This is a genomic window from Frateuria hangzhouensis, assembly GCF_026410505.1.
Lineage (GTDB): Bacteria > Pseudomonadota > Gammaproteobacteria > Xanthomonadales > Rhodanobacteraceae > Frateuria_A > Frateuria_A hangzhouensis.
Genome location: NZ_JAPMIU010000002.1, coordinates 400,362 through 427,005, shown reverse-complemented (window position 1 = coordinate 427,005; position 26,644 = coordinate 400,362). Strand labels below are relative to the sequence as shown.

25 protein-coding genes, 1 tRNA gene and 1 other RNA gene are annotated in these 26,644 nt (G+C 66.4%); 10 read left to right on the top strand and 17 right to left on the bottom strand.

All coding sequences use genetic code 11. The features are described from left to right. Positions 1–138 precede the first annotated feature (138 nt). From cydB to OSC30_RS03690, 5 genes are all read right to left on the bottom strand, one after another. A complete protein-coding gene (gene cydB / locus OSC30_RS03710; protein WP_267170474.1) occupies positions 139–1,149 on the bottom strand; it encodes a cytochrome d ubiquinol oxidase subunit II in 1,011 nt (336 codons plus the stop codon). A gap of 2 nt (positions 1,150–1,151) precedes the next feature. Continuing rightward, positions 1,152–2,555: a cytochrome ubiquinol oxidase subunit I gene (locus tag OSC30_RS03705; protein ID WP_267170473.1), complete on the bottom strand. Its 1,404-nt coding sequence runs from the start codon at positions 2,553–2,555 to the stop codon at positions 1,152–1,154. 236 nt (positions 2,556–2,791) lie between these two features. Then, entirely contained in the window at positions 2,792–3,700 is a 909-nt protein-coding gene (locus OSC30_RS03700) for a prohibitin family protein (RefSeq protein WP_267170472.1), read from the bottom strand. Between the two features lie 206 nt (positions 3,701–3,906). Next, positions 3,907–5,271: an aminopeptidase P N-terminal domain-containing protein gene (locus OSC30_RS03695; RefSeq protein WP_267170471.1), complete on the bottom strand. Its 1,365-nt coding sequence runs from the start codon at positions 5,269–5,271 to the stop codon at positions 3,907–3,909. Then, positions 5,229–5,795: a UPF0149 family protein gene (locus tag OSC30_RS03690; protein ID WP_267170470.1), complete on the bottom strand. Its 567-nt coding sequence runs from the start codon at positions 5,793–5,795 to the stop codon at positions 5,229–5,231. Before OSC30_RS03690 ends, OSC30_RS03695 begins: the two co-directional genes overlap by 43 nt. Positions 5,796–5,909: 114 nt before the next feature. On the opposite strand from OSC30_RS03690, the gene OSC30_RS03685 reads away from it, so the two are divergent. The 6 genes from OSC30_RS03685 to rpiA all read left to right on the top strand — a co-directional run bounded on the left by OSC30_RS03685 (position 5,910) and on the right by rpiA (position 8,603). Next, complete coding sequence (locus tag OSC30_RS03685) at positions 5,910–6,134, top strand: TIGR02449 family protein (protein WP_267170469.1); 225 nt, start codon at positions 5,910–5,912, stop codon at positions 6,132–6,134. Continuing rightward, positions 6,134–6,451 (top strand): cell division protein ZapA, encoded by a 318-nt coding sequence (locus OSC30_RS03680; protein WP_267170468.1) that lies wholly within the window; start codon positions 6,134–6,136, stop codon positions 6,449–6,451. Before OSC30_RS03685 ends, OSC30_RS03680 begins: the two co-directional genes overlap by 1 nt. 7 nt (positions 6,452–6,458) lie before the next feature. Then, a non-coding RNA gene (gene ssrS, locus OSC30_RS03675) (6S RNA) lies at positions 6,459–6,643 on the top strand. 86 nt (positions 6,644–6,729) lie between these two features. Further along, positions 6,730–7,335 (top strand): 5-formyltetrahydrofolate cyclo-ligase, encoded by a 606-nt coding sequence (locus tag OSC30_RS03670; protein WP_267170467.1) that lies wholly within the window; start codon positions 6,730–6,732, stop codon positions 7,333–7,335. Next, complete coding sequence (locus tag OSC30_RS03665; RefSeq protein ID WP_267170466.1) at positions 7,332–7,799, top strand: EVE domain-containing protein; 468 nt, start codon at positions 7,332–7,334, stop codon at positions 7,797–7,799. The genes OSC30_RS03670 and OSC30_RS03665 overlap by 4 nt, the downstream gene beginning before the upstream one ends. A 165-nt stretch (positions 7,800–7,964) precedes the next feature. Continuing rightward, entirely contained in the window at positions 7,965–8,603 is a 639-nt protein-coding gene (gene rpiA / locus OSC30_RS03660; protein ID WP_267170465.1) for a ribose-5-phosphate isomerase RpiA, read from the top strand. A 91-nt stretch (positions 8,604–8,694) separates the two neighbouring features. Here rpiA and OSC30_RS03655 read toward each other — a convergent pair whose 3' ends face one another. Continuing rightward, positions 8,695–10,581: a chloride channel protein gene (locus OSC30_RS03655; protein WP_267170464.1), complete on the bottom strand. Its 1,887-nt coding sequence runs from the start codon at positions 10,579–10,581 to the stop codon at positions 8,695–8,697. Positions 10,582–10,974: 393 nt separating this feature from the next. Here OSC30_RS03655 and OSC30_RS03650 point away from each other — a divergent pair, with 393 nt between their 5' ends. Further along, entirely contained in the window at positions 10,975–11,469 is a 495-nt protein-coding gene (locus OSC30_RS03650; protein WP_267170463.1) for a hypothetical protein, read from the top strand. 63 nt (positions 11,470–11,532) lie between these two features. Here the strand turns inward: OSC30_RS03650 and OSC30_RS03645 are convergent, their stop codons facing one another. The 4 genes from OSC30_RS03645 to rplM all read right to left on the bottom strand — a co-directional run bounded on the left by OSC30_RS03645 (position 11,533) and on the right by rplM (position 14,409). Then, on the bottom strand, positions 11,533–13,122 hold the full coding sequence (locus OSC30_RS03645; protein WP_267170462.1) for an MASE1 domain-containing protein: 1,590 nt from the start codon (positions 13,120–13,122) through the stop codon (positions 11,533–11,535). Between the two features lie 328 nt (positions 13,123–13,450). Next, a tRNA-Gln gene (locus OSC30_RS03640) sits at positions 13,451–13,524 on the bottom strand. Positions 13,525–13,578: 54 nt separating this feature from the next. Further along, positions 13,579–13,971, bottom strand: a complete 393-nt coding sequence (gene rpsI, locus OSC30_RS03635) for a 30S ribosomal protein S9 (RefSeq protein WP_267170461.1) — start codon at positions 13,969–13,971, stop codon at positions 13,579–13,581. Positions 13,972–13,980: 9 nt separating this feature from the next. Then, positions 13,981–14,409 carry a 50S ribosomal protein L13 gene (rplM, locus tag OSC30_RS03630; protein ID WP_267170460.1) on the bottom strand — a complete coding sequence of 143 codons (429 nt, stop codon included), beginning with the start codon at positions 14,407–14,409 and terminating at the stop codon, positions 13,981–13,983. 397 nt (positions 14,410–14,806) lie between these two features. Between rplM and coq7 the strand changes: the two genes are divergently transcribed. Next, complete coding sequence (coq7, locus tag OSC30_RS03625) at positions 14,807–15,448, top strand: 2-polyprenyl-3-methyl-6-methoxy-1,4-benzoquinone monooxygenase (RefSeq protein ID WP_267170459.1); 642 nt, start codon at positions 14,807–14,809, stop codon at positions 15,446–15,448. A 108-nt stretch (positions 15,449–15,556) separates the two neighbouring features. Here the strand turns inward: coq7 and OSC30_RS03620 are convergent, their stop codons facing one another. Both OSC30_RS03620 and speD read right to left on the bottom strand, forming a co-directional pair. Then, entirely contained in the window at positions 15,557–16,246 is a 690-nt protein-coding gene (locus OSC30_RS03620; protein ID WP_267170458.1) for an extensin-like domain-containing protein, read from the bottom strand. 65 nt (positions 16,247–16,311) lie between these two features. Beyond that, positions 16,312–17,097, bottom strand: a complete 786-nt coding sequence (speD, locus tag OSC30_RS03615; protein WP_267170457.1) for an adenosylmethionine decarboxylase — start codon at positions 17,095–17,097, stop codon at positions 16,312–16,314. A gap of 276 nt (positions 17,098–17,373) precedes the next feature. Between speD and crp the strand changes: the two genes are divergently transcribed. After that, the gene (crp, locus tag OSC30_RS03610) at positions 17,374–18,069 is read left to right on the top strand and encodes a cAMP-activated global transcriptional regulator CRP (RefSeq protein ID WP_267170456.1); all 696 of its coding nucleotides are present in this window, start codon (positions 17,374–17,376) and stop codon (positions 18,067–18,069) included. Positions 18,070–18,164: 95 nt separating this feature from the next. Here crp and OSC30_RS03605 read toward each other — a convergent pair whose 3' ends face one another. The 5 genes from OSC30_RS03605 to OSC30_RS03585 all read right to left on the bottom strand — a co-directional run bounded on the left by OSC30_RS03605 (position 18,165) and on the right by OSC30_RS03585 (position 24,211). Beyond that, on the bottom strand, positions 18,165–18,839 hold the full coding sequence (locus OSC30_RS03605; protein WP_267170455.1) for a haloacid dehalogenase-like hydrolase: 675 nt from the start codon (positions 18,837–18,839) through the stop codon (positions 18,165–18,167). A gap of 4 nt (positions 18,840–18,843) precedes the next feature. Further along, positions 18,844–19,638 (bottom strand): indole-3-glycerol phosphate synthase TrpC, encoded by a 795-nt coding sequence (trpC, locus tag OSC30_RS03600; protein ID WP_267170454.1) that lies wholly within the window; start codon positions 19,636–19,638, stop codon positions 18,844–18,846. A gap of 84 nt (positions 19,639–19,722) precedes the next feature. Further along, the gene (gene trpD / locus OSC30_RS03595; protein WP_267170453.1) at positions 19,723–20,775 is read right to left on the bottom strand and encodes an anthranilate phosphoribosyltransferase; all 1,053 of its coding nucleotides are present in this window, start codon (positions 20,773–20,775) and stop codon (positions 19,723–19,725) included. Next, positions 20,772–21,371, bottom strand: a complete 600-nt coding sequence (locus OSC30_RS03590) for an anthranilate synthase component II (protein ID WP_267170452.1) — start codon at positions 21,369–21,371, stop codon at positions 20,772–20,774. The genes trpD and OSC30_RS03590 overlap by 4 nt, the downstream gene beginning before the upstream one ends. Positions 21,372–21,712: 341 nt before the next feature. Next, the gene (locus OSC30_RS03585; RefSeq protein ID WP_267170451.1) at positions 21,713–24,211 is read right to left on the bottom strand and encodes a TonB-dependent receptor plug domain-containing protein; all 2,499 of its coding nucleotides are present in this window, start codon (positions 24,209–24,211) and stop codon (positions 21,713–21,715) included. 615 nt (positions 24,212–24,826) lie between these two features. Between OSC30_RS03585 and ggt the strand changes: the two genes are divergently transcribed. Then, the gene (gene ggt / locus OSC30_RS03580) at positions 24,827–26,641 is read left to right on the top strand and encodes a gamma-glutamyltransferase (protein ID WP_267170450.1); all 1,815 of its coding nucleotides are present in this window, start codon (positions 24,827–24,829) and stop codon (positions 26,639–26,641) included. The last annotated feature ends 3 nt before the right edge of the window (positions 26,642–26,644 follow it).

Genomic DNA, 26,644 nt, shown 5'->3' with positions numbered 1-26,644 from the left:
CCGCAGTCATGCGCAAGTACCTCACCGGTCTGTGGGCCTGCATGCAACGCGGCGAGACCTTCGATCCCACCAAGTTGTTCAGCGCCTGCCACCTCGCTAGGGGTTGACCGGTAACAGAGTATCTACAAGGGCGACGCGCTAGTGATAGCCCTCGCCCGCCAGCACCTTGCCGCGGAACACCCGGTACGAATACACCGTATAGGCCAGCACCGCCGGAATCAGGAACGCGGCCCCCACCAGCACGAAACCCTGCGAGGACGGCGGCGAGGCGGCATCCCAGATGCTCATGCTCGGCGGCACGATATTCGGCCACATGCCCACCACCAGCCCGATGAAGCCGAGCGCGAAGAAGCACAGCGCCAGCACGAACGGCTGCACCTCGCGGTTCTTCAGCACCGCCCGCCACAGCAGCACGGCGTTGACTGCGGTGAGGATCGGCACCGGCGACAGCCACAACATGTGCGCGCCGGTGAACCAGCGCTCCATCAACTGCGAATCGAGGAACGGCAGCCATGCGCTGACCATCAGCATGAAGCCGATCACCGCCAGCATCAGCGGGCGGGTGAGGTCGAACGCGATCCGCTGCAGCCGCCCATCGGTCTTCAGCACCAGCCAGGTCGCCCCAAGCAACGCATAGCCGAACACCACCGCCACCGCGGTCATCACCGCGAACGGACTGAACCAGCCGAACGCGCCCTGCACGTACTTGCCGCCGGTCAGGGGCATGCCCTCCACCAGCGCGCCCAGGATCAACCCCTGTGCCAGCGCGGTGAGCACAGAGCCCACGCTGAAGGCCACGCCCCACAGCCAGCGCGAGCTGTGCGCCTTGAAGCGGAACTCGAACGCCACGCCGCGGAAGATCAGCGCGATCAGCATCAGCAGGATCGGCAGGTAGAGGGCCGAAAGCACCACGGCATAGGCCTTGGGAAAGGTCGCCATCAGCCCCGCGCCGCCGAGTACCAGCCAGGTCTCGTTGCCGTCCCAGATCGGCGCGGCGGTGTTCATCATGTGGTCGCGCTGGCCCTCGTCGTCGGCGAACGGCAGCAGGATGCCGAGCCCCAGCACGAAGCCGTCCAGCAACACGTACATCATCACCGCGAAGCCGATGATGAAGAACCACACCACCGGCAGCAGGGTCGCCCAGTCCATCGTCAGTCTCCCATCGGATCGTCCGGCGCCGACAACGGCCGTGCCGGCGTGCGGCGGCGACCACCGTGCACCGGCGTGGCCGGTTGCCCGCGTTGCGGCGCCGGCAGCGGACCATCACGGAACAGCTTGAACAGATACCAGGTGCCGGCACCGAAGATGCCGATGTAGACCACCACGAAAGTGATCAGCGAGGCCAGCACGCTGCCCACCGGCAGTTTTGTCGCCGCCTCGGAGGTGCGCATCAACCCCTGCACCACCCACGGCTGGCGCCCGACTTCGGCCACCCACCAGCCGGTCAACAACGCGACGAAACCCGAAGGGATCATCACCACCCACGCCCTCAGGTAGCCACGACCGGAGAACAGCGTGCCGCGCTTCCATCGCCACAGGCCGACCAGCGCCAGCGCCAGCATCAGCAGACCCAGTCCGACCATGATCCGGAACGAGAAGAACGGGATCGCCACCGGCGGGCGCTCGTCGCGCGGAAAATCCTTCAGCCCCTTGACCTCGCCGTCCCACGAATGGGTAAGCACCAGGCTGCCCAGGTGTGGCACCTCCACCGCATAGCGGTTCATCTCCGCCTCTTCGTCCGGCCAGGCGAACAATGCCAGCGGCACACTGCTCTCGGTGGTCCAGCGTGCCTCGATCGCGGCCAGCTTTGCCGGCTGATACTCGCGCACCTTCAGGCCGACCATGTCGCCAATCACGATCTGGATCGGGATCACGATCGCCAGGAACGCCAGCGCCAGCTTCAGCATCACCCCGGCGCGGTCGACGAAGCGCCCCTTCAGCAGATAGACCGCCGATACGCCGCCGACCACCATCGCCGTGGAGATGAACGCGGCCATCACCATGTGCGGCAGGCGCACCAGGAAGGAGGGGTTGAAGATCACCTGCCACCAGTCCACCGGGTAGAACACGCCATCGCGGATGGCGTAGCCGGTCGGCGTCTGCATCCAGCTGTTGGCCGACATGATCCAGAACGAGGACAGCAACGTGCCCAGCGAGACCATGCAGGTGGCGAAGAAGTGCATGCGATCGCTGACCTTCTTCCAGCCGAACAGCATCACGCCCAGGAACGTGGCTTCCAGGAAGAACGCGGTCAGCACCTCGTAGTTGAGCAGCGGCCCGACCACGTTGCCGGCGGCGATCGAGAAGCCGGCCCAGTTGGTGCCGAACTGGAAGCTCATCACGATGCCCGAGACCACGCCCATGCCGAAGGCGACGGCAAAGATCTTCAGCCAGAAGAAATACAGGTCGCGCCACAGGTCCGTGCGCTTGACCAGCCACACGCCCTCGATGAACGCCAGCCACGCGGCCGTGCCGATGGTGAAGGCGGGAAACAGGATGTGGAAAGACATCACCCACGCGAACTGCAAGCGGGAGAGGAATTCGGCCGTAAGCATCGGGAACCTCGCGGTACGCGCACGACGGTGCGTACCTTACGCCCGCGCGCGTGATGCCGTCGGTACCGCGGCATTGCGCCACGTACCCTGGTTGCCCGCGTCAGGCAGCCCGAGCGGGGCTCATGGCCCCTTCCATCTGCGTAGGGTGGGCTTCAGCCCACCATGACAGCGCGCACCACGCAGGCGAGGGCGAGCCGATGCCCGCCCTTCAGCAGTCGCCCCGCCGGCCTTGTTGCCTATTTGCCCTGCGTCGCGCGCAGGTCGAGCAGCGGCACGCCGCCGCCGGGCAGCATGGTCTGTGGTAGGCGCCCGTCCCACTTCTCGGCCACGGTCAGCTGCACCAGGCCGGCGTTCTGCCGCAGTGCCTCGCCGCGTGCCTTGATCGCCGCTGCCTCCGCGTCGCCGCGGATGCGCGTGGCCTCTGCCTGCGCAGTCGCCTCGGCCAGTGCCGAATCGGCGCGCGCCCTGGCCTTGGTCACGGAGATCTCGGCATTGATCTTTTCGGTGTCCAGGTTCTGCCGCTTGGTCTGGATTTCCACCTCGGCCATCATGCGCTTCTCGATCGAATCCTCGTACGCCTGCGAGAACTCGATCTCCTCCACCTGCACGCCGTCGATGCGCAGCGGGCCGACGGTGCCTTTCTTCACCGCATTGCTGACGTCGATGCCGAACTGGGTGCGATCCTGGATCACCGAGATCGCGTTGTAGCCGCCGAACACGTTCTTGAGCTCGTCCGGCAACTTGCGGCTGACCAGCCGCTCGACCAGCGCCTCGATACCGCCGTACTGCGCGTACAACGCCTGCACCTGGTCGTCGGGGATGTGGAAACTCACCGACACGCGCATGGTGGCGGGCTGCTGGTCGCGGCTGTAGGCCTCCAGCTTCTCGTAGACCTGGGTCTGGTTCTGCACCGAGACGAACTTCACCTCGTCCACGAACGGCAGCTTCAGGTGCAGCCCTGGCTGCGCCACGCCGATCACCGCGCCGTAGCGCAGCTGCACGCCGCGCGTACCCTGGTCGACCGTGTAGAAGCTGCCGAAAAACGCCATCAGCAACACCAGCGCACCCAACAGCAGCGCGCCCAGCATGAACCATCCCTTGCGCGGCCTGCCGCCGGACCGGGCCATTTCCAGCACCATATCCATCACTCCTGGTTGCGGCGACGCCTGAGGTCGCCAACGAAAGCCACGGCGCCACGGAGCACCAGCGCGACCAGCACCAGAGCTCCCAGTGCTTCGAGCAGTACAGTCATGCGGATTTTCCCCCTGTGCCCCCCCGTACCGCGCGATGCGGCCGGGCCGGCGAGTCTATCAGGCGATCGGCCGCCCAGGCCCGGCCATCGCCGGCTGGCTCAACCGGCTCGCGCCGGGCGCGTCGCCAGCAGCGCGGCCAGTTCCTCGGGTTCCCTGGGTACCGCCGCGGTCAGTACCGTATTGCCCGCCGCGGTCACCGCCACGTCGTCCTCGATGCGGATGCCGATGCCGCGCCAGCGTTCGGCCACGCCCCGCCCATCCGGTGGCACGTAGATGCCCGGCTCCACTGTCACCACCATGCCCGGCTCGAGCAGGCGCGCCTGCCCGTCGACGCGGTAGTCGCCCACGTCGTGCACATCCAGGCCGAGCCAATGGCCGGTCTTGGACGGAAAGAAGGCCTTGTAGGCGCCGCTCTCGACCGCCGCGTCGGCGCCGCCCTTGAGCAGGCCGACGGCACACAGCCCTTCGGCGATCACCCGCACGGCGGCATGGTGCGCGGCATCGAACGGACGGCCCGGGCGCACTTCGTCGATCGCTGCCTGCTGCGCGGCCAGCACCACCTCGTACAGCGCGCGCTGCTCGTGCGACCAGCGGCCGTTGACCGGATAGGTGCGGCTGATGTCCGAGGCGTAGCAGTCCACTTCGGCGCCGGCATCGATCAACAAGAGGTCGCCGTCCTTCAGCGGTGCGCGGTTGGCCAAGTAATGCATGACGCAGGCGTTAGCCCCGCCGGCGACGATCGGCGGAAATGCCGCCACCGCGCCGCGGCCGCGCATCACGCGCAGCAGCTCGGCCTCCACCTCGTACTCGAAGCGGCCCGGCCGCGCGAACGCCATGGCGGCCAGGTGCGCTTCAGCCGCGATCGCCGCCGCTTCGCGCATCAGCTTCAGTTCGGCGCGCGACTTGTACAACCGCAGGTCGTGCAGCAGGTGGCCCAGCGCCACGAACTCCTTGGGTACCACGCCGCCGCCGCGCAGCTGGCGCAGCCGGCGCATCCAGCCGAGCAGGCGCGCGTCGAAATCCGGCTCACGGCCGAAGTGGCAGTACACCCGCGCCCGGCCCTCGATCATGCCCGGCAGGATGTCGTCGATGTCCTCGATCGGGAAGGCGTCGTCCATCCCGTACGCGCTGACCGCGCGCTCGGTGCCGGCCACCTCGCCATGCCAGCGCTCGTGGGCCGGGTCACGCTCGCGGCAGAACAGCACCGCCTCGCCATGCGCGCGCCCAGGCAACAGCGCCAGCACGGCATCGGCCTCGGGGAAGCCGGAAAGGTAGTGGAAATCCGAGTCCTGCCGGTACGGCCAGGCCGCATCGGCATTGCGCATGCGCTCGGGCGCCGCGGCTACCAGCAGGGCCGCGTCGTCGCCGGCCATGCGCATCAACTGGCGCCGGCGCCGCGCGAATTCGGCCGGGGCGATGCTCAATGCAGCGTATCGTTCGCCGGACGCTGCGCGGCCTGGCATTCAGTGAACAACAACATGGCCCCCATGCGCACGAATTCATGTACCTCGATCAACGCGTCCTCGTCCTCGGCTTCGTCGCCGAAGTCGAAGGCGGAACCGGCGATGATGGTCAGGTCGCGCAGGATTTCCTGCGCCTCCTCCGACAGCTGCGCGTGGGCACCGGCGCCGGCCAGGCCGAAGCCGCCGAGGAAGCCGCGGCACCACTCCACCAGCGCCTCGGTGCGCTCGGCCAGCGGCCGATCGTCGGCCGGCAGCAACGGCTCGAAGCCGAGCTCCGGATCGGCCAGCTCGCCGCGGGACTGATCGGCCAGGCGCTCCAGCAGCGCCTGGTCCTGCGGGGCCGGGACAACCGCCTCGTCGCCTTCCAACTCCAGCGCCGCCAGCAGCGGCCGCTTGTCCAGCGCGCCGCCGCCGGCCAGGTAGCCGCACAGCGAACCGTGCAGTTCGCTGGCGTCGGTGCCAATGCGCATCCGCACGAGGGCGGCGTCCAGCTCGTCGTAACCGAGGAAGTCGGTGGCGGTCATCGGAGGGCTCCGGGAGAATCGGCCACCAAGTCTAATCCGCGAGGCCCGTGCGTGGCGTCCCGGTCGCCGAACGCCGCACCCTTTTCCGCCGGCAGGCTTGCTATATTTCACGCCATGAGCACGCCCGATCCCGTCCAGCAGGAATTGGCCACCCTGAACCAGCAGCTGGACCGCCTGCTGGAACTCGTGCGCCGGTTGCAGGAGGAAAACCGCAGCCTGCGGCACAGCCAGGAACAACTGGCCAACGAACGGGCGGGCCTGATGGCGCGCAACGACCAGGCGCGCAGCCGCGTCGAGGCGATGATCCAACGATTGAAAGCCCTCGAGAACAACGGCTGATGAGCAGTACGCCCTCCCCCGCCTCCGAGCCGGTCGCGCTGCGCCTGCTCGACCGCGAATTCCTGATCGCCTGCGCGCCCGAGGAACGCGAAGGCCTGCTGGCCGCAGCCTCTTTCCTCGACCAGAAAATGCGCGAGCTGCGCGCCAATGCCAGGACCCCGGGTTTCGACCGGCTGGCGGTACTGGCGGCCATCAGCATCACCCATGAATACCTGGGCCTGCGCAAGCAGCACGATGGGGCTGATCGCAGCGTGACTGACGGCCTCGCCACACTGCGCCGTAAGCTTGAAGCGGCGCTCGACGGGCAAGTAAGATAGACCCCGGCGTTTTCTGCGGTGTGCGCCAGCACACTCTACATTTGCCTTGTTCCTATATACGGCCCCGGGTCGGCTTCACATGGTTGTTGTGCATGTCCGCCGCGAGCGGAAAGCCTGTAAGGCCATGTAGCCCTCCCACCTGATCCAAGCGGATCAAGGTCGTTCGGTGGGCAGCGGCATCGCGGTTGACGCCACCCTATTCCCGCTTCCGATCGACGTTGGCAGCAACGCCGGCCGGCGGCGCGGCCGCCACCGCGCGGCGTCCCCAGGAGATGCGCGTGGATTCCACCGCCCAACGCCGCGAACTGCGCCAACACCTGGCCGCCCAGCGGCGCGCACTGACCCCGGGCCAGCGCATCACCGCCGCGCAGGGCCTGCGGCACAGTCTCGAACAGCTTCCCGAATACCACACCGACGCGCGTGTGGCCGGCTACTGGGCCTGCGACGGCGAGTTGCCGCTCAATCTCGTCATTCCGCCGCTGGCCGGTCGCGGACAGCGATTCCTGCTGCCGGTACTGGACGAGGACCGCCAGCTCCGCTTCGCCCCCTGGAGCGCCGGCGAGGACGTGCAGCCAAATCGTTACGGCATCCCCGAACCGGTGGAACCGCGCGAATGGTTCGCACCGTTCCAGCTCGACCTGGTGCTGGTGCCGCTGCTCGGCTTCGATCGCCATGGCCACCGTCTCGGCTACGGCGGCGGCTGGTACGACCGCAGCTTCGCCTTCCTCAACGACCAGGCACGTCCCACCGAACCGCTGCTGGTCGGCATCGCCTACGACTTCCAGGAACTGCCGGCGATCAAACCCGAGCCCTGGGACGTGCCGCTGGACTACATCGCGACCGACCGCGAGCTGATCGATTGCCACCCGGAAGCCCACCGATGAGCGAACGGCCCTACACACACTGGCTGATGAAATCCGAGCCGGACACCTTCTCCATCGACGACCTCAAGCAGCGCAAGCGCGAGCCATGGGACGGCGTTCGCAACTACCAGGCGCGCAACTTCATGCGCGACGGGATGCGCAAGGGCGACAAGGTATTCTTCTACCATTCCAACTGCGCCGAGCCGGGCATCGCCGGCATCGCCCATGTGGCCAGCGAGGCTTACCCGGACCCCAGCCAGTTCGACCCCCAGAGCAAGTACTTCGACCCGGCCAGCTCGCGCGACAACCCGCGCTGGATGCTGGTGGACGTCAAGTTCGTGCGCAAGCTCAAGCGCGTGATCACGCTGGAGGAACTCAAGAGCCAGCCCGCGCTGGCCGGCATGGCGTTGGTGCGCAAGGGCAACCGGCTGTCGGTGATGCCGGTGGATGCGCAGGACTGGGAATTCATCCTGGCGCTGGAGTAGCCTTCGACGCCGCCTGGTCCGGAGTGCAGGCCCGGGAAGCGGAACCAGGAGCAGGTATCGCCTTCGGCCGTTGCTGCCGGAGTATCGACCGGAACCTCCCTCATCTCTTTCCCGGCCGGCCTGGCCACCAGGAAGAGGCGCACAAACTCTCGAGGAATTCGATCCATGAGCAGCAATGAAAAGCGCCTCGCCGGCGAAGCCGCCATCCGCTATGTCGAGGACGGTGCCATCGTCGGCGTCGGCACCGGCTCGACCGTGGCGTATTTCATCGAGGCGCTGGCCGGCATCAAGCACCGCATCCATGGCGCCGTGTCCAGTTCGAAGCAGTCGACCGCGCAGCTGGAGCAACACGGCATCCCGGTGCTCGATCTCAACGCGACCGGGCCCCTGTCGCTGTACGTCGACGGTGCCGACGAGTGCGATCCGCACAAGCGATTGATCAAGGGCGGTGGGGCCGCGCTGACCCGCGAGAAGATCGTCGCCGAGGCCAGCATGCAGTTCGTCTGCATCATCGATTCCAGCAAGCGCGTGGACCTGCTCGGCCGCTTTCCGTTGCCGATCGAAGTGATTCCGATGGCACGCAGCCTGGTCGGCCGCGAGATCGTCAAGCGCGGCGGCCAGCCGGTCTGGCGCGACGGCGTGGTGACCGACAACGGCAACTGGGTAATCGACGTGCACGGCTGGCAGATCACCGACCCGGTGACGCTGGAGGCCGAACTCAGCCAGATCCCCGGCGTGGTCACCGTCGGCCTGTTCGCCCGCCGCCCGGCGGACATCGTGCTGATCGGCGACCGCGAGATGTGACCATCGCGCGCATGTTTCCGTAGGGTGGGCTTCAGCCCACCAACGGTATGCGGCGAGGCGAAGGTGGGCTGAAGCCCACCCTACGAGAGCTTCAGGCCTTGTGCATCCCGTTCCGGCCGAAGCGCAGGTGCCGCTTGGCTTGACGCGCCTCCTGCAACCGCCGCTTGTGGGCGCTCAACAGATCGCCGCGGGTGATGATGCCCACCAGGCGGTGTGGCGAATCCTTGCTGACCACGATCAACCGGCCGACCTGCTCGGCGACCATGTGATCGGCCGCTTCGCGCAGCGAGTGGTCTTCTTTGACCATCATTGGCGGACGCGTGATCAGGTCGCCCACCGGCAGCGAGTAGGACCACTGCGGATCGAGCAGACTGCGCCGGGTCAGTACGCCTTGCACCTGGTTGTTCTCGTCGACCACCGGATAGCCCTGGTGCTGCGCCTCGGGCGTGCCTTCGTTGAGCCAGTGCCGCACTTCGCCCAGGGTCTGGGCGGTGCGCAGCGTCACCACGTCGCGGGCGCAGGCGTCGCCGACCGCCACCTGGTCGAGGTAATCGGCCGCGTATTCCGAGGGCACCCGCACGCCGCGGCGGGCGATCTTCTCGGTCATGATGGTGTTGCGCATGGTCAGCGCCGAGATCAGGTAGGCCGCGGTGCAGCCACCCAGCAGCGGCAGCAGACCGGCCGGCTGGCCGGTGGTCTCGAAGGCAAACACCACCGCGGTCAGCAACGCACGCGAGGCGCCGGCGAAGATCGCCGCCATGCCCACCAGCGCCGCGATGCGCGGATCGATGCCGAACCGCGGCAGCAGCGCCGCCAAGCCCATGCCGATCAGCGCGCCGAGCGCGCCGCCGATGGTGAACAACGGCGCCAGCGTACCGCCCGAGGTACCGCTGCCCAGCGAGATCGACCAGGACAGGAACTTCATGACGCACAGGAAGAACAGCGTGTGCAGGGTGAACTGTCCGCTGACGATGCCCTCGATGTTGGTGTAGCCCACGCCCAGGGTCAGCGGCGCGAAGTAGCCGACCACGCCCACGGCGATGCCGCCCAATGCCGGCCACCACATCCAGTGGATCGGCAGTCGCTCGAAGGCGTCCTCGATGCCGTAGACGATGCGCGTGACGCCCACGCTGATCAGCCCCAATATCGCGCCGACGCCCACGTAGCACGCCAGCGCCACGGCGCCGGGTTCGGCCAGGTCCGGCATCGCGAATACCGGCTCGGTGCCCTGGAACGCGTAGCGCACCGCGGTGGCGGCCACCGTCGCCAGCGCGACGGGGATGAGCGATCGCGGACGCAGCTCGAACAGCAGCAACTCGACCGCGAGTACCACCGCAGCCACCGGCGAGGCGAACACCGCCGCCATGCCCGCCGCCGCGCCGGCCGCCAGCAGCACCTTGCGCTCGCCGCCGGTCACCCGCAGCAGCTGGCCGATGAACGAGCCCAGCGCGCCGCCGGTGGCGATGATCGGGCCCTCGGCACCGAACGGACCACCGGTGCCGATCGCGATCGCGGAAGAAACGGGCTTGAGGAAGGTGATCCGCGGCGGGATTTTCGACTCGTTGAGCAGCACCTGTTCCATCGCCTCGGGAATGCCATGGCCACGGATGGCGCGCGAACCCCAGCGCGCCATCGCGCCGACGATCAGGCCGCCGATCACCGGCACCACGATCACCCAGGCGCCCAGGTGGTTGTCGGCCGGCGAAGAGAACGCGGTCGACCAGCGGCCATAGAAGGCCAGGTTGGTGACCAGCCCGATCAGCGCGGTCAGGATCTGCGCGATGAATGCCGCCGCCACGCCCAGCACCAGCGCCACCGCCGTGATGCGCAGCACCCGGCGATCGACCAGGGTGGAGCGGCGCGGCATGCGCGTCGCGTCCAGGCTGACTCCCAGACCGGGAGACAGGGGCAAGGCATCCGTGCTGCCTTCCAGGCGCACGCCCGGCGGCTGCGCCGGCTTCTCGGAGGGGGAGGTCATGGGATTACCGCGAACGCAAAACGGGGATTTTACGCTTGCTTGCCCAGGAACCGAAGGGCGCAGGGCCATGGGACGCCCGCGGCGCGGTTCCTCGCTTGCCGTTCAGCGGCCCGGCACCACGCACTGCGGCACTTTGTCCTGGACCTGGCGTGAGTCCTTTGCCTGCGCATCCACACAGGCTTCGCATAATTTCCTAGAATGCATTCCGGGAGCCGGAAGGCGCGCCCGGCCACGTCGACCTACCAGTGCCGATCCGGCCCAAGCCGATCGAGAACACCGGGAAAACTTAACGTGGCGCTCAGTTTCGTCGAGCGCCTTCGCAAAAGAATCACTTTTGATACTGATAGAGTGCAACTGCTCAATTAGTGAGCAGTCCAACAAGGGGACATGGCTATGATCAAATTCCTGCCGCGCCGTGCGCTCTGCGCCGGCCTGGTCGTCTTCGGTTTTTCGGCCTCTGCGTTGGCGGCTCAGCCGTTGAGCACGGGGCTGGGTCAAGCCTGGCCGAACGCACAGGACGTGAGCGCGAATCCGCACTGGCACGTCTATGTGTTTGCCAACAATGGCATCCGTTACGTCCAGGTCAACGATCTCAACGGCAACATCCGCACCGCCTTCGGCGCGGCCAATGGCCAGTTCCTGGTCCTGCCGATGGGTCGTGATGCGCAGCGCCTTTCCACCCCGCAGCAGCCGCTGTCGACCAGCGACACGGTCGTGCCGCTGACCTCGTACACCGAGACGGTCTACAGCGACAGCAGCATCAAGCTCGAAGCGGTGCCGATGAGCGATGGCACGACCATGTTCCAGGCGGCGCCAACGACGAGCGCCCTGGCTGCGCCAGTTAGTCCGTGCGACAACCCGGTCGAGTGCAACGGTCACATCAACTGACCCCGGGTAAAAAATAAAAAAAAACCGCCGGAAGGCGGTTTTTTTTGATGAGCAGAAAACGCATCAAACAAGGTCAGGCTCGAAAAGTATGAGGCTGATGCGGTTCGAATCGGCCAGGGACCGCACCCGGACCTTGCCATTGAATACGGTAGCCCGGTCTTTAAGGGCACCAACACCCAGACCGCTTCCGCCCAGCGCTGGAATCAGCTCATCCCAGCGCACCCGGGCCAAGCGTTCGTAGTCGACGTGGCTGTCCACGCAGAGTACAGCCCAGCGGCGGCCCTTGAACGAACCGCTGCGCAGCCGCATCCGGATACCGCTGACGTTGCGCTTGGCGCAAGCCAAAGCCACCGCTTCACAAGCCAGGCGGTAGAGCGTCATGTGAATGCTGGTCGATAGTTCGCTCAGACCCGCGTCATGGATATCGCACCAGTAGGTAATGCCGGCTTCGTCCAGCGCACGCGGCATGGAACCCTCCCGCAGCGCGGCCGGCAGCCCGCGCTCTCGCCAGGACAACGGGTACAGAGAATCGGCCAAGCGGTACATCTGATGCTGCGTCACGGCTGCCTGACGGTAATAGCTTCGCTCGTCGGTCCCGGGCATCAGGCAGCGGAGGCGGCCAAGCAGCTGCGTATAGGACGCTTGAATGGCGCCACTCATTTGTTCTAGAGCAAAAGAAGTTTGTCGCAGCTGCATCTCACCCAGATAGATATTCCTCTGGGCCACCGCCAGGGCGAGCTGGGCATCAGCCTTGTCGCGCTTCTCCCGCTCATGCAGAACCGCGATCCGTCCCCCCAGCATCATCATGGTGGTGATGGTGAAGGCGATAAAGACTTGGGCGTGCAGCGTATTGTTGTCATACAACTTCGGCATGGTGAGCACCACGGCGATGCTGGCGGCAGTTCCACCGACCGCGGCCCCCCGCCAACCGTGCCGGAGCGACAACAACACGACGGGCAGGAACATGGCGACCCTGGCCTCCTGGCTCGCTGCGCCCGCTCCGCTTGAGGCCAGCCAGACCAGCAAAGCCAGGGACGGCAACAGGAGGCATACCGTGTCCATGACCAGGCGGCTTTCCGAGAACCGCGACCAGAGCTGCCGCAATCCCGCAGTCAGCAGCTCCTCGCGCACGAGGAGCACCAATGGAACTACCGTAAGAATGCCCAGGAAGAAGCCGACGAAATACCATCCCGCCACTTCGCCCTGGTAGGGAAGAGCTTCGCCCGGGGGCAACTGCATCAGCGACAAGGTGGCCATGTTCAGTGCCGTCCAGATCACTGAAACGACCAAGGTGCTCAGCAGGAAAACATTGATGTTGGTCGAGGCCCTCGTGGGGAACAGGCGGTGCCGCCGCCGGCACCAGGCCGCCACCGGCATCGCGAACAGCATCGGCGGCACCATGAAGAAGGCGCCCCAAAGCCAGCCATATTGGCCCGCACACTCGATGGCGGTATAGGCCAGAGGCCCAGCCTCTCCGATCAGAAGCGCCGGCCAGTAGCGATACGGCACGAGCAGCAACGCGCCGAAACGAAGTCCGGCAAAAAGGAACCAGTGGGAGAACGACACCTCGCGCAAGAGCGCGAACACAAGGGCGTACGCGACGGCAACAGCAATGTGCTGAAGCCATGCATTGGCCGAAATCCTAGCTAGCATCTCCCTACCCCCTTGGCTGGACATCCTGAGTCGCCCCAACTCAGCGACGCTTGCGCGCCCGCATCATATTCCGACAATCAAACAATTCATCGCGTGAAAAACGAGTGAAACCAACAACCTATCGGCCCCGCTCCCAGCACGACCATCGTAGCGCAAGTCGGGCATGGCGCTGCAGCCGATGGAGCCTGCCGATGTGGCGTGCGTCGCAGGATTCGCGGCTGCCGGGGCCCACCCTCAGAGTGTACGGCCATTGCGGGTTATCGGCAGCTTTTGGCCGCACTGAATGGCATGCAAAAAAAAGAGGCCCGCCAGTGGCGGGCCCCTCGATTGGCTGGGAGACTAGGATTCGAACCTAGATAAACGGAGTCAGAGTCCGTTGTCCTACCGTTAGACGATCTCCCAAAACCCCGGGATACGATGCGCTCTGACCGGATGCATCGCCCCATGAAGCGCGGTTTAGCGCTTCGAGAACTGGGTCGCGCGACGTGCCTTGTGCAGACCGACCTTCTTGCGCTCGACCTCGCGGGCGTCGCGGGTCACGAAACCGGCCTTGCGCAGCGGCGACTTCAAGCTTTCGTCATACTCGATCAGCGCGCGGGCGATGCCCAGGCGGATCGCACCGGCCTGGCCGGTGATACCGCCGCCGGCGACGGTGACCTTGATGTCGAACTTGTCGGCACTCTCGGTCAGCTCGAGCGGCTGGCGCACGATCATGCGCGAGGTTTCGCGACCGAAGAACTGGTCGAGCGACTTGCCATTGACTTCGATGGCGCCGCTGCCCTTGCGCAGGAACACGCGGGCGGCGGAGGTCTTGCGGCGGCCGGTGCCGTAATTCTGCTGGATTGCCATGAGTTTCCCTTAGATCTCCAGCGCCTGCGGCTGCTGGGCGGTATGCGGATGTTCGGCGCCGCCGTACACCTTGAGCTTGCGATACATCGCACGGCCCAGCGGGTTCTTCGGCAGCATGCCCTTGACGGCGATCTCGATCACCCGCTCCGGGTGCGTCGCCAGCAGGTCCTTCAGGCTCATGGTCTTGAGGTTGCCGACATAACCGGTGAACCGGTGGTACATCTTGTCGTCCAGCTTGGCGCCGGTAACCGCGACCTTCTCCGCATTGACCACGACGATGTAATCGCCGGTGTCGACGTGCGGGGTGAACTCCGGCTTGTGCTTGCCGCGCAGGCGGCGGGCGATCTCGGTGGAAAGACGGCCGAGCGTCTTGCCCGTGGCGTCGACCACGAACCAGTCGCGCTTGACGCTTTCCGGCTTGGCGCTGAACGTTTTCATCTCAAGAATACCTGTCTGCCGCCACGAAGGCGGTAAGCGGAATCGGTGGAACAAAGGCGCGAGATGATAGCGGAGCCGTCATCCATCGCGCAAGCCTGCCGGTCGGCCGGCTGTGAGCTGACAATGATAGCACGCACGCCATGTCCGAGGACAAGCCCGGGAACCTCTAAGCGTCAGCCGACGCGCTCGCCGAACCGAAAGTCGACCCGTCCAGCGGCCGGCGCGCACGCGGCGGCCATGACCGACACCTTCATTATATCGTGGAGCCCGTCAGCGCACGCGAGCCGCCGGAACGCCGCCGCGCTGGCGCCGGCGGCTGCGCTGTCGTCCAATACCCGCTCGGCCACGCCTGGCCGATGCCGCATCGACGATGCGCCGCCGCCTCTCGGAAGCCGTCATGACCGTACGCACACTCTCTCCGCTCGACCGCCTGCTGGCGGGTGTCGAGCGCGCCCTGGAAACCGTCGCCGGCGCGCCGGAGGCGGCCCGTCCCTCGCCCGCCGCCTCGCTGGAAGATGCGCCGCTGGACGAACGGGAGCGCCGCCACGCCGCCGGCCTGATGCGCGTGAACCACACCGGCGAGGTGTGTGCCCAGGCGCTGTACGACGGCCAGGCGGCGCTCGCGCGCGACGAAGCCACGCGCGCGCACCTGCAGCACGCGGCGGACGAGGAAACCGATCACCTGGCCTGGTGCGCGCAACGCCTGCGCGAGTTGGACAGCCGCCCGAGCCTGCTCAATCCGGTGTGGTATGCCGGCAGCTACGCGATAGGCGCCGCCGCCGCCCTGGTCGGCGACAAGGTCAGCCTGGGCTTCGTGGTGGAAACCGAACGGCAGGTGGAGGCGCACCTGGAAGACCACCTGCAGCGCCTGCCGCCGCAGGACGAACGCTCGCGCGCCGTGCTGGCGCAGATGCAGGCCGACGAAGTGCGCCACGCGGACAACGCCCGCGCGCGTGGCGGCATCGACCTGCCCTTTCCGATCCCCGGGCTGATGCATCTGAGCTCGCTGATCATGAAGAGCGTCGCCTACCGCATTTGACCTCCTGCTCACTGCAGGAAACCCGCTTGCGGGCGATTTCTTTTCACCGGCACCAAACCAAAGCAAGGGCATCGCCCGCGAGCGGGCTCCTACAGGGCCACCTCGGCCTTACCGGCAATACCCCCACCCGCTCGCCTGCATGTGGAAATGGCTGTGGTGCTCGGCGTTGTAATCCGGCCCCAGCACCATGCCAGCCACCTCGCAGGCGCGGTTGTGTACGCGGTGCAGGAACGCGCTGGCCTTGCCTCGTGCCTTCCAGTCGTCGGCGATGCGCAAGGTATGCCCGTCGGCCAATGCGAATCCGGTCAGGTCGATTGCCGCGGCGCGCGCATGGCGGCTGAGCGGGGCGCCGGGGCGACCGTAAACGTTGCGGCAGGCGTAGCTGCCGACGTGGTCGATCCGCGTGACGTGGCTGCGGTAGATGACGCTCGCGGCCGGCTGCAATACCTGGCGGTCGAGCAACACCAGCGTGGCCGCCAACGGGCAGGTGACGATGGCCGGCCGCTGCAGCCTCGCCTCGCCGGTGCCCTCCAGGCGCACCGCATGGGTCCAGCCGCACGCCCCGGGACCGGCGCGGTCGCGCAGCGGCTCGAAGCGCGCACCCGCCCGCGCCAGCGCTGCCCTGCAGGCTGCCGGCTCGCGCGCGAGCCGATCAAGCTTGTAACGAAAGAAAAGATCCGGCGGCTCACGCAGGTCCAGCGGCGCCCAGGGGTTGTAGCGATCCGGAGGGCGCCAGCCGCGCGACCACACCAGCGTCAGCAGGGCGAGCAGCAGCAGGAACAGCAGGAAGGCGCGCATGTGGCCACCTTAGCCACGCTTGCGTCCCCGCAACGAAAAACCCCGCCTCGCGGCGGGGTCGTCGATCACATCAGGTTGCGCCCGTGGAACAACTCCTCGATCTCGCGCTTGAGCAGCGACTCGATCCGCTGGCGCTCCTTGAACGACAGGTCGTCCGCGTGCGCCTCGAACAGGTAGGTGTCCAGGTCGAAGTCCTTGATGTGCATCTTCGTGTGGAAGATGTTTTCCTGATAGACGTTGACGTCGAACATCTCGTACTTCTGGCGGATGTGGCGCGCCAGGTAGTCCTGCACCGAGTTGATCTTGTGGTCGATGAAGTGCTTCTTGCCCTTCACGTCGCGGGTGAAGCCGCGCACGCGGTAGTCGCACACCACGATGTCCGACTCGAAGCTGTCGATCAGGTAGTTCAGGGCCTTCAGCGGCGAGATCACGCCGCAGGTGGCCACGTCGATGTCTGCGCGGAAGGTCGCGATGCCGTTGTGCGGGTGCGTTTCCGGATAGGTGTGGACGGTGATGTGGCTCTTGTCCATGTGCGCCACCATCGCGCCGGAGATGGTGTCGCGGCCGAGCTTCTCCACCACCGGCTCCTCGGAAATGAGGATGGTGACCGAGGCACCCTGCGGGTCGTAGTCCTGGCGCGCGATGTTGAGGATGTTCGCGCCGATGATCTCCGCCACGTCGGTGAGGATCTGGGTGAGCCGGTCGGCGTCGTACTGCTCGTCGATGTACTCGATGTAGCGCTGGCGCTGATCTTCGGACACCGCGTAGCAGATGTCGTAGATGTTGAAGCTCAGGGCCTTGGTCAGGTTGTTGAAGCCCTGCAGGCGCAGGCGCGGGAGCGGTTTCACCACGGCGACTCTCCATGGCCGGTCACGGCCAGCAGATGAGGCGGGTTAGCAGCAAGGGTCCCCGCGAAAAAGAAAAAGACGCGCCAGGACCCTCATCCTGCGCGACTCGAGGTTCCGGCCTGGTGGACAGCTTGGCCGAAAGACTGCGAAGTATGCGGCAAAACCCCGGAAAACAGAACTCACGGGCGCCCGGGCAAGTCATCTCTTGATCAGGCGAGATACGTGATGCATGGTAACGCCCTGGCGGCAGCGCCGTGGCTCATCAGCGGATACCCAAACGTGGCGCAACTCAAATACCAATTACAACAGGCTTTCGAACGGTCCCAGGCGCCACCGAGCTTCGCGCCTGACCCGGCATCGATGGAGCGTTTCCTGGCGTTGTGTCACCGCCGGCGCTATCCCGGCAAGACCGCGATCATCCGTCCGGGCGATCCGGCCAACACGCTTTACTACATCATCGACGGCTCGCTGGCAGTGTGTACCGAGGATGAGCAAGGTCGCGAACTGATCCTGGCCTACTTGAACCGCGGCCAGTTCATCGGTGAGATGGGCCTGTTCGTCGAGCAGGCGCAGCGCGAGTCCATCGTGCGCACCCGCACGCCGTGCGAGATGGCCGAGATCAGCTACGAGCGCCTGTTCCAGCTGATGGAAGGCCCGCTGCGCGAGGAGTGCCCGAAGATCCTGTTCGCGATCGGCTCGCAGCTGACCAACCGCCTGCTGCGCACCTCGCGCCAGGTCAGCCGCATGGCCTTCATGGACGTCACCAACCGCATCTCGCGCACGCTGCTGGACCTGTGCCAGGAGCCGGACGCCATGACTCATCCGGAAGGCACGCAGATCCGCATCTCGCGCCAGGAAGTCAGCCGCATCGTCGGTTGTTCGCGCGAGATGGTTGGCCGCGTGCTCAAGCAGCTCGAGGAACAGGGCATGATCAACGTGTCCGGCAAGACCATCGTGGTCAAGGGCACGCGCTAGCAGCGAACCCTGTAGGAGCCCGCTTGCGGGCGATGCTCTCGCAGCCCTGGCGCGGAAGCATCGCCCGCAAGCGGGCTCCTACAATGGCCGCAGCCTCAGTGCCAGGCCACCCGCTCGACCGACCGTCCCAGCGCCCGCTCGATCCGCTTGCACAGCTTCGGCGTGCCGTTGACCAGTACCGGTTCGGCCGCCGCCTTGAGCATGTGCAGGTCGTGCAGCGAATCGCCATAGGCGCGCCGCCAGGCCGGTACGCCGTGCGTGGCGAGCGCCTTGAGCTTGCCGGCGCCGACGTTGTGATGCGCCAGGCGCAGCCCGAATGCCCCGGGCCTGAGCCGCGAAGCGACCAGTTCCAGGCCAGTCAATCCCAGCTGCGAAAGCAGGTTCTCGACCACCGTGTGCTCGCAGCCGGTCACCACGATCACACGCTCGCCCGCCGCCTGGTGCCGGCGCAGGGCGCGCACGCCATCGCGACAGAAGTGTCCCGGCCGGCGTACCAGCCCGGCGGCGAACGCCTCCACGGTGGCGCGATAACGGCGCTCGTCCATCCCCAGCAGCGCGATGTGTACCAGCGGGCGCTGCAGCCGCCGGGTGAGCGGCCACAGCAACAGCAGCCAGGGTAGCGCCAGCAGGGCAAGCAGTTTGCGCCAGGCGGAGCGGGCATAGCGCTCGCGCACGAACAGCGCGTAGGTATCGGCGTGGGTCAGCACGCCGTCGAAGTCGAACAGTACGACCGGCGGCGCGCCGGTGGCCTGGGTGTCCTGCCCGTCCATGGCGTCAGGCCGCGAACAGCCGATCGAGCGCCTGGCCCGGATCCTCGGCCCGCATGAAGGCCTCGCCGACCAGGAACGCATGGATGTCCGCCGCGCGCAGCCGCGCCACGTCCTCGCGCGTGTGGATGCCGGATTCGGCCACCAGCACGCGGTCGTCGTCGGCCATGCGGGCCTTGAGCGCCAGCGAGGTATCCAGCGTGGTCTCGAACGTGCGCAGGTTGCGGTTGTTGACGCCGATCAGCGGCACCGGCAAGGCCAACGCGCGCTCCAGTTCATCGTCGTCATGCACTTCGCACAACACGTCCAGGTCGAGCTCGGCGGCCAGCAGCGACAGCTCCAGCAGCGCCGCGTCGCCGAGCGCGGCCACGATCAGCAGGACGCAGTCGGCGCCGATCGCGCGCGCCTCGTAAACCTGGTAAGGATCGACGATGAAGTCCTTGCGCAGCAGTGGCAGCCCGCAGGCGGCGCGCGCCTGCATGAGGTACGCCTCGTTGCCCTGGAAGAAGTCGCGATCGGTCAGCACCGACAGGCACGCCGCACCGCCCGCTTCGTAGCTGCGCGCGATGGCGGCGGGATCGAATTCGGCGCGGATCACGCCTTTGCTGGGACTGGCCTTCTTCACCTCGGCGATCACCGCGGGCAGGCCGGCGGCGAGCTTGTCCTCGATCGCGATGGCAAAGCCGCGGGTGGGCGGCAGGCCTTCGATGCGGGCGGCGAGGTCGGCCAGTGGCAGCGTGGCGCTGCGCTCGGCGATTTCCTCGGCCTTGCGGGCCAGGATGCGTTGCAGGATGTCGGTCATGGCGTGGGACTGTAGGAGCGCACCTGTGCGCGAAAAGCCAACGGAGCGGTAAAGCCGTACCCGTCGCGCACGGGTGCGTCGGTCCTACATGGTGTCGGCCAGCCGCCGCGTCGCGGCGATGAATTCGGTCATTTTCGCACGGGCGGCGCCACTGGCGATGGTCTGCCGCGCCAGCGCGATGCCTTCGTCGATGTCGCTCGCCACGCCCGAGGTGTAAAGCGCCGCGCCCGCGTTGAGGCAGACGATGTCGTGGGCCACGCCGTGGCTGGCACCCAGCGCATCGAGCAGCATGGCGCGCGACTCGTCCACGCTTTCCACCCGCAGATTGCGGCTGGAGGCCATCGCCAGGCCGAAATCCTCCGGCTCGATCTCGTACTCGCGCACCTCGCCGCCGCGCAGCTCGCCGACCAGCGTGGCCGCGCCCAGCGAAATCTCATCCATGCCGTCCCTGCCCCACACCACCATGGCGTGGCGCGCGCCCAGCGCCTGCAGTACGCGCACCTGGATGCCGACCAGGTCGGGATGGAATACGCCCATCAGGATATTCGGCGCACCCGCCGGGTTGGTCAGCGGACCGAGGATGTTGAACAGGGTGCGCACGCCCATTTCCTTGCGCACCGGCGCGACCACCTTCATCGCCGGATGGTGGTTGGGCGCGAACATGAAACCGATGCCGGTCTCTTCCATGCACTGGGCGACCCGCGCGGCGTCCAGGTCGATCACGGCGCCCAGCGCCTCGAGCACATCGGCGCTACCGGATTTGGACGACACGCTGCGCCCGCCGTGCTTGGCCACGCGCGCGCCGGCCGCCGCCGCGACGAACATCGAGGCGGTGGAAATGTTGAAGCTGGAGGCGCCGTCGCCGCCGGTGCCGACGATGTCCACGAAGTGCGGGTGCGCCGGCGGCTCGACCTTGGCCGACAGCTCGCGCATCACCCGCGCCGCACCGGTGATCTCGCCGACGGTTTCCTTCTTCACGCGCAGGCCGGTGATGATCGCCGCGGTCATCAGCGGGCTCACCTCGCCGCGCATGATCTGGCGCATCAGCGCGATCATCTCGTCGTGGAAGATCTCGCGGTGCTCGATGGTGCGCTGGAGTGCTTCCTGCGGCGTGATCGCAATCTCGCGCGGGCTCATGCGGCCAGTTTCCGCCGCGGCAGGCCGAGGAAATTGGCCAGCATGTCGTGGCCGTGCTGGGTCAGGATCGATTCCGGGTGGAACTGCACGCCCTCGACCGGCAGGGTCTTGTGGCGCAGCCCCATGATCTCGTCGAGCGAGCCGTCCGCATGCTCCGTCCATGCGGTTACTTCAAGGCAGTCCGGCAGCGAGCCCTGCTCGACCACCAGCGAGTGGTAGCGGGTCGCCTCGAACGGATCGGGCAGGCCGGCGAACACGCCCTGCCCGCGGTGCCGCACCGGCGAGGTCTTGCCATGCATGATCTGCTTGGCACGGACCACCTTGCCGCCGAACGCCTGCCCGATCGCCTGGTGGCCCAGGCACACGCCGAACACCGGCACGTCACCGGACAGCTCGCGCAGCACCTCCAGCGACACGCCCGCATCGTCCGGTGTGCCCGGGCCGGGCGAAATCATGATGTGCGAGGGCTTGAGCGCGCGGATGCCCGTCACGTCCAGCGCATCGTTGCGCACCACCCTCACCTCCTGCCCCAGCTCGCCCAGGTACTGCACGAGGTTGAAGGTGAAGCTGTCGTAGTTGTCGATCATCAAAAGCATGGCGAACGCTTCCGCAAGCGAACCAAGAAGGCGGCCATGATAGCCCGACGGCCCAGGGGCAAGGCCCGGTGGCGCTACGTTGGAGTGATCGCTTCCGGCCCATGCGAACCCACCGGGCGCACTCGCCGACCCGTCATCGCGACGATGGAAGGATCGAAGATGCCGGCCGTCGCCCTTACCGACAGATGCCGCGCCGGGTGCGCGCTACCCGCCGCACCGACGCGGCGGACGTTGCGGCGACCGGCGTGATCAGCCGCATCGCGAACCGCGACCGCAGGCAACGCTGACCGTAGCGCGACACCATGGCGACGGCCGGCATGCCGGCCGTCGCCATGGTGTCATCACCAGCGATAGGCGACTTTGCCGTAGACGTAGGCGCCCTGGGCACCGAACGGCGAGCTGCTCGGATAGGGGAATATGCCGTGGAAATTGCTGCCTTCGGGCGCTTCTTGCGGATAGGTGTCGAAGACGTTGTCGGCGCCCAGGGTGAAGGTCCAGCGATCGTGGAAGTAATTCGCGGCCAGGTTGAAGATCCACCTGGCCGGGTAGACGTCGTCGTCGAGGTAGCTGGTCGAACCGTACTCGGTGACCCCGCCGTAACGCACCGCGGTGCCGGTGAAGCCCCAGTGGCCGGTCTTGTAGGTGTTGGTCCAGATGAACTTGGAGCGCGGCATCTGGTCGGCGAGCAGGCCCTTCTCCTGGCTGCGCGTGATGCGCTGGAAGCCGACATCGCCGAGCGCGTCGAGCACCGCGGGGTTGGGCAGGACCTCGGTCACCTTGTTCTTGTGGTAGGACCAGTTGACGGTGGTCTGGAGTGACCCGCCGTGGTCGAACTCCTTGAGGTAGTTCATGACCACGCCGATGCCCTTGATGCGCATTTCAGCGGCATTGGTGAAATAGGCAAGGGCCACGTATTCGGAGTTGACGATGCCATTGGCCGCCAGGTAGTCCTTGACCGAATCGGTCACCAGCGACATCGAGCTCGACATCAGGATGCGGTTTTTCAGCTGGATGTTGTACAGGTCCACCGTGGTCGTGAACGTGCGGGTGGGAGCCCACACGGCGCCCACGGTATAGCTGCGCGTGGTCTCCGGCTTCAGCGGCTGGCTGCCCAGCAGCACGGCGGTCCTGTTGTCCGGCGGTACCAGGCCCCGCAGGTAGATGCCCTCGGGCAGGCCCAGCGAGTTGCCCTCCGGATACGACACCGAGGTGGTCACCGACGCGTGCTGCTGGCCCAGGCCCGGCGCGCGGAACCCGGTGGAGACGGTGCCGCGCAAGGCGAACCCGTGGTCGAAGTCGTAGCGGCCGGACAGCGCGTAGGAGAGGTTGGTGCCGAAGTCCGAGTAATCCTCGTGGCGCGCCGCGAGGGAGGTGCTCAGCCGGTCGGTGATGTTGCCTTCGAGCTGCGCGTACTCGGCCAGCGAGTGCCGCGTGCTGTTGCTGGCGTCCTCCGGACCCCAGCCGGCAAAGCCCTGCGCGCCGCCGGTGACGCCCGACGTGCCCACGTAATACGAGGCCAGGTCACCGGCCACGATCTTGTATCCCTGGTGCAGGTACTGCGCGCCGAAGCTCAAGTGCCAGTCATCGTTCAGTGACTTGCCCATCGAGAAATCGAAGGTAGCCTGCGAGGCGGTCAGCGTGCCGTCGTGGATGTCGGTGGGGCTGTAGCCGAAGTCGTTCCAGAAGGCGAAGTTGACCGTGTCGAAGGTGCCATAGGACACGCGATTGGCGCCCCAGGTGGCACTGGTGTCCCAATCCCAACCGGATTCGGTCTCCCCGCGCACCCCCATCACGAAGGACTTGTCGCGCGACACGCCGTGCTCCACCGGATTGAAACCGTCGCCGTTGGGGAAGATGTACTGCATCAGGGGATCTTTCGGTTCCGGCGAGTTGGTGCCGTAGCGATAGAACGCCATCGGCTCGGCCATCAGCCGGCCGTAGTGCCCGTAACCGTAGAAATGCACCTTGGGCGTGAAGTCGTATTGCCAGTTGAGGAAGGTGTTGTAGTTGTTGGAATTGGCAATGCCTACGTGGTACTTCCTTCCCAGCTCGGTAAACCCGGGCCGGTTGTCCAGCCCCGCGCGATTGGTCGGATCCTGTTTGCCGACCTGCGCGGAAATCCGCACCCATCCCTTGTCGCCCAGTGAGAAGCCGAGGTTGCTCTGCAGCCGGGTACTGGCGCCGTCGCCTGCCGAGTACTTGCCGTAATCGGCTTGCACTTCGCCGCCCCTGGCGCCCTTTTTCAGGATGATGTTGATGACGCCGGCCAGCGCATCCGAACCGTATTGGGCCGAAGCGCCATCGCGCAGCACCTCGATATGGTCGATCGCGCCAATCGGGATCGTGTTGATGTTGACGCCCTGCGAACCCTGGCCGACCTGGCCCAGCGTCAGCATCAGTGCGCTGGAGTGCCAGCGCTTGCCGTCCACCAGGATCAACACCTGGTCGCTGTTGAGGCCGCGCATCTGGAACGGCCGCACGAAGGCGAACGTGTCGGACATCGAGGCCAGCGGGAAATTCAGCGACGGCACGGCAAGGTCCAGCGCGTTGCCCAGGCTGACGGCGCCGGAATCGTTGAGGACCTGGCTCGGAATCACGTCCACCGGTACCAGCGAACTGGACTGCGTGCGATCGCTGGTACGCGTGCCGGTCACGATTACCCGGGACAGGGTGGCGGCATTCTGCTTCTGCTGCTCCTCGTTTGTTTGTTGCGCACTCGATGTCGCTGCGTCGGCGGCCTGGACCGGCTGGGTCTGCTGCGCCATGGCAGTACCCGTCAGCGCCAACAGCACCGATGCGGAGAGCAGATTGGGAATGACGCGACCGAGACGCTCGTTCATGAAAGGCTCCCCCAAGGTTTGGATGCAACAACAACCGGCTCGTTGCCGGCGATGATTTGCTGTGGTTGCCGCCCCGCGTCGGCAACGCATTGACCATGGTTGTGCGGACAGGCACCGTCCCGTTCGGGTTGGCGCCTTGCCACTTGTCTCGAGCATAGTCACAGGCCAACGCCGGCCTCCAATGAAAATACCGGCACCTGACATAACCCACGGTTGTGGGCTTTTTGCGCTGGCAGCGCCCCACTCGATGGCGCGGGTGATGCCGCCACAACCACCGGTTATGCCAGGCATGGGTCTTTTCATTGGTGCCGCCCGGCTGGCGGCGACTATTCTCGAGCGCATGACCGCGTGGGATGAGCCTGTGTCCAACCGAACCATGCCGCACCCAGCGGCAACGCCCGCCGGGCCGACGGCGTCAACGGTGATTCACGCAAAGCGACTGCTTCGAACAGATGCCCCGGCACCCGCGTTCGAATTGCCCCGCTCCCCCGCTGCCGAGGAAGCTACCACCACTGACCGCGGGCCATGCCCATGACCCGCCCCGATGCCACGCCGGGTTCGTGCATGGCAGCAGTCAGCGATCACGCTCCCCCCACCCATCTGGAGTCCGAGTTCATGTCAGATCCAAACGCGACCCACGCCCACGCAAACCCCGCCCACTGCACAACGGCACGCGGCAACAGGGTTCGATGGCTCGGGGTGGCGATGGTCGCCCTGCTGGCGACACCCTGTGCACTGGTCTGGGCCCAGCAGGTCAACCCGGACGAGACCGGTCATGAGCCCGTCCAGACCCGGGAAGCACTGGCACGTGCCAAGCCGGTGACGGCCAAACACGCCATGGTGGTCAGCGCACAACACCTGGCCACCCTGGTGGGCGTGGACATCCTCAAGCGCGGCGGCAACGCCGTGGACGCCGCTGTGGCGGTGGGTTTCGCCGAGGCCGTGGTGCATCCGTGCTGCGGCAATATCGGCGGCGGCGGTTTCATGACCATCCATTTGAAGGATGGCCGCAACCTGTTCCTCAACTTCCGCGAAAAGGCGCCGGCGAAAGCCACGCCCACCATGTTCCAGGATGCCGACGGCAACGTCGTCGACGGACGTAGTACGGACACTTATCTGGGCGTGGGCGTACCGGGCACGGTGATGGGTTTCGCTACCGCGCTGAAGGCCTACGGCACGATGTCGCTGCAGGAGGTCATCGCCCCGGCGATCAAGCTGGCCCGCGAGGGTTACATACTTAAGCAGGGCGATGTCGACAGCCTGGATTCGCGCACCAGCGATTTTGCCGAGCATGCCAACGTGGCGGCGATCTTCCTCAACCATGGCAAGCCGTTCAAGGTCGGCGAGCGGCTGGTGCAGAAGGATCTGGCGCATACGCTGGAGCTAATCGCCAAAGGCGGCACCAAGGCCTTCTACGAGGGGTCGATCGCGCACACGGTAGTCAAGGCCAGCGACGCCAACGGCGGCATCCTGTCGCTTCAGGATTTCGCCGACTACACAGCGCAGTGGGAAAAGCCGATCCAGTGCCAGTACCACGGCTACACCGTCGTCTCGGCGCCACCGCCGAGCTCCGGCGGTACCACGCTGTGCCTGATTCTGCAAATCATCGAGCCCTATCCGCTGGCCAAATGGGGCTACGGTTCGGTCAACAGCGTGCACTACCTGGTCGAGGCCGAGCGGCGGGCGTTCGCCGATCGCAACACCTACCTGGGTGATCCGGCCTTCGTGCACAACCCGATCGACAGGCTGCTTTCGGACGAACACGCGGCGGAATTGCGCGCCACCATCCTGCCGGACAAGGCCACGCCGTCCTCCGAGATCAAGGGCAGCCTCGGCGCACCCGAAGGCAACCACACCACGCACTACTCGGTGGTCGACAAGGACGGCAATGCTGTCGCGGTCACCTACACCATCAACTTCCTGTTCGGCAACAAGCAGATCGCCGGCGACACCGGCTTCTTCCTCAACGACGAGATGGACGACTTTACCGCCAAGCCGGGGGTGGCCAACGGGGCCGGGCTGGTCCAGGGCGTGGTCAACCAGGTCGAGCCGGGCAAGCGTCCCCTGAGCTCGATGACGCCCACCATCGTGCTGCGCCAGGGCAAGCCGTTCATGCTCACCGGCAGCCCCGGCAGCGCCACCATCATCTCGTCCACGCTGGAAAGCTTCCTCAACGTGGTCGAGTTCGGCATGAACATGCAGCAAGCCGTCAACGCGCCCCGCCTGCACCAACAGTGGTATCCGGACGTGGTTTACGCCGGTGAGGGCCTGCTCACGCCGAAGTCGCAGCAGACACTCGAAGCGATGGGCTACACGTTCAAGCGGTTCAGCGGCGGCGCCGTGGAGGCAATCCTGATCAATCCCGAGACCGGCGTGCTCGAGGGCGCCAACGATCCGCGTCGCCCCGCCGGCCTGGCCGCGGGTTACTGATCG

Bases quoted from the DNA above. Each gene is read 5' to 3' on its own strand.
- rpiA (WP_267170465.1), top strand. From the start codon at position 7,965: ATGAGCAGCAATGAAAAGCGCCTCGCCGGCGAAGCCGCCATCCGCTAT.
- trpC (WP_267170454.1), bottom strand. From the start codon at position 19,638: ATGACCGACATCCTGCAACGCATCCTGGCCCGCAAGGCCGAGGAAATC.
- OSC30_RS03590 (WP_267170452.1), bottom strand. From the start codon at position 21,371: ATGCTTTTGATGATCGACAACTACGACAGCTTCACCTTCAACCTCGTG.
- ggt (WP_267170450.1), top strand. From the start codon at position 24,827: ATGTCAGATCCAAACGCGACCCACGCCCACGCAAACCCCGCCCACTGC.
- OSC30_RS03605 (WP_267170455.1), bottom strand. From the start codon at position 18,839: ATGGACGGGCAGGACACCCAGGCCACCGGCGCGCCGCCGGTCGTACTG.
- OSC30_RS03645 (WP_267170462.1), bottom strand. From the start codon at position 13,122: ATGCTAGCTAGGATTTCGGCCAATGCATGGCTTCAGCACATTGCTGTT.
- OSC30_RS03655 (WP_267170464.1), bottom strand. From the start codon at position 10,581: ATGACCTCCCCCTCCGAGAAGCCGGCGCAGCCGCCGGGCGTGCGCCTG.
- coq7 (WP_267170459.1), top strand. From the start codon at position 14,807: ATGACCGTACGCACACTCTCTCCGCTCGACCGCCTGCTGGCGGGTGTC.
- trpD (WP_267170453.1), bottom strand. From the start codon at position 20,775: ATGAGCCCGCGCGAGATTGCGATCACGCCGCAGGAAGCACTCCAGCGC.
- OSC30_RS03680 (WP_267170468.1), top strand. From the start codon at position 6,134: ATGAGCAGTACGCCCTCCCCCGCCTCCGAGCCGGTCGCGCTGCGCCTG.
- OSC30_RS03700 (WP_267170472.1), bottom strand. From the start codon at position 3,700: ATGGATATGGTGCTGGAAATGGCCCGGTCCGGCGGCAGGCCGCGCAAG.
- rpsI (WP_267170461.1), bottom strand. From the start codon at position 13,971: ATGGCAATCCAGCAGAATTACGGCACCGGCCGCCGCAAGACCTCCGCC.
- rplM (WP_267170460.1), bottom strand. From the start codon at position 14,409: ATGAAAACGTTCAGCGCCAAGCCGGAAAGCGTCAAGCGCGACTGGTTC.
- OSC30_RS03585 (WP_267170451.1), bottom strand. From the start codon at position 24,211: ATGAACGAGCGTCTCGGTCGCGTCATTCCCAATCTGCTCTCCGCATCG.
- OSC30_RS03690 (WP_267170470.1), bottom strand. From the start codon at position 5,795: ATGACCGCCACCGACTTCCTCGGTTACGACGAGCTGGACGCCGCCCTC.
- OSC30_RS03705 (WP_267170473.1), bottom strand. From the start codon at position 2,555: ATGCTTACGGCCGAATTCCTCTCCCGCTTGCAGTTCGCGTGGGTGATG.
- OSC30_RS03685 (WP_267170469.1), top strand. From the start codon at position 5,910: ATGAGCACGCCCGATCCCGTCCAGCAGGAATTGGCCACCCTGAACCAG.
- OSC30_RS03665 (WP_267170466.1), top strand. From the start codon at position 7,332: ATGAGCGAACGGCCCTACACACACTGGCTGATGAAATCCGAGCCGGAC.
- cydB (WP_267170474.1), bottom strand. From the start codon at position 1,149: ATGGACTGGGCGACCCTGCTGCCGGTGGTGTGGTTCTTCATCATCGGC.
- OSC30_RS03620 (WP_267170458.1), bottom strand. From the start codon at position 16,246: ATGCGCGCCTTCCTGCTGTTCCTGCTGCTGCTCGCCCTGCTGACGCTG.
- OSC30_RS03695 (WP_267170471.1), bottom strand. From the start codon at position 5,271: ATGCCAGGCCGCGCAGCGTCCGGCGAACGATACGCTGCATTGAGCATC.
- OSC30_RS03650 (WP_267170463.1), top strand. From the start codon at position 10,975: ATGATCAAATTCCTGCCGCGCCGTGCGCTCTGCGCCGGCCTGGTCGTC.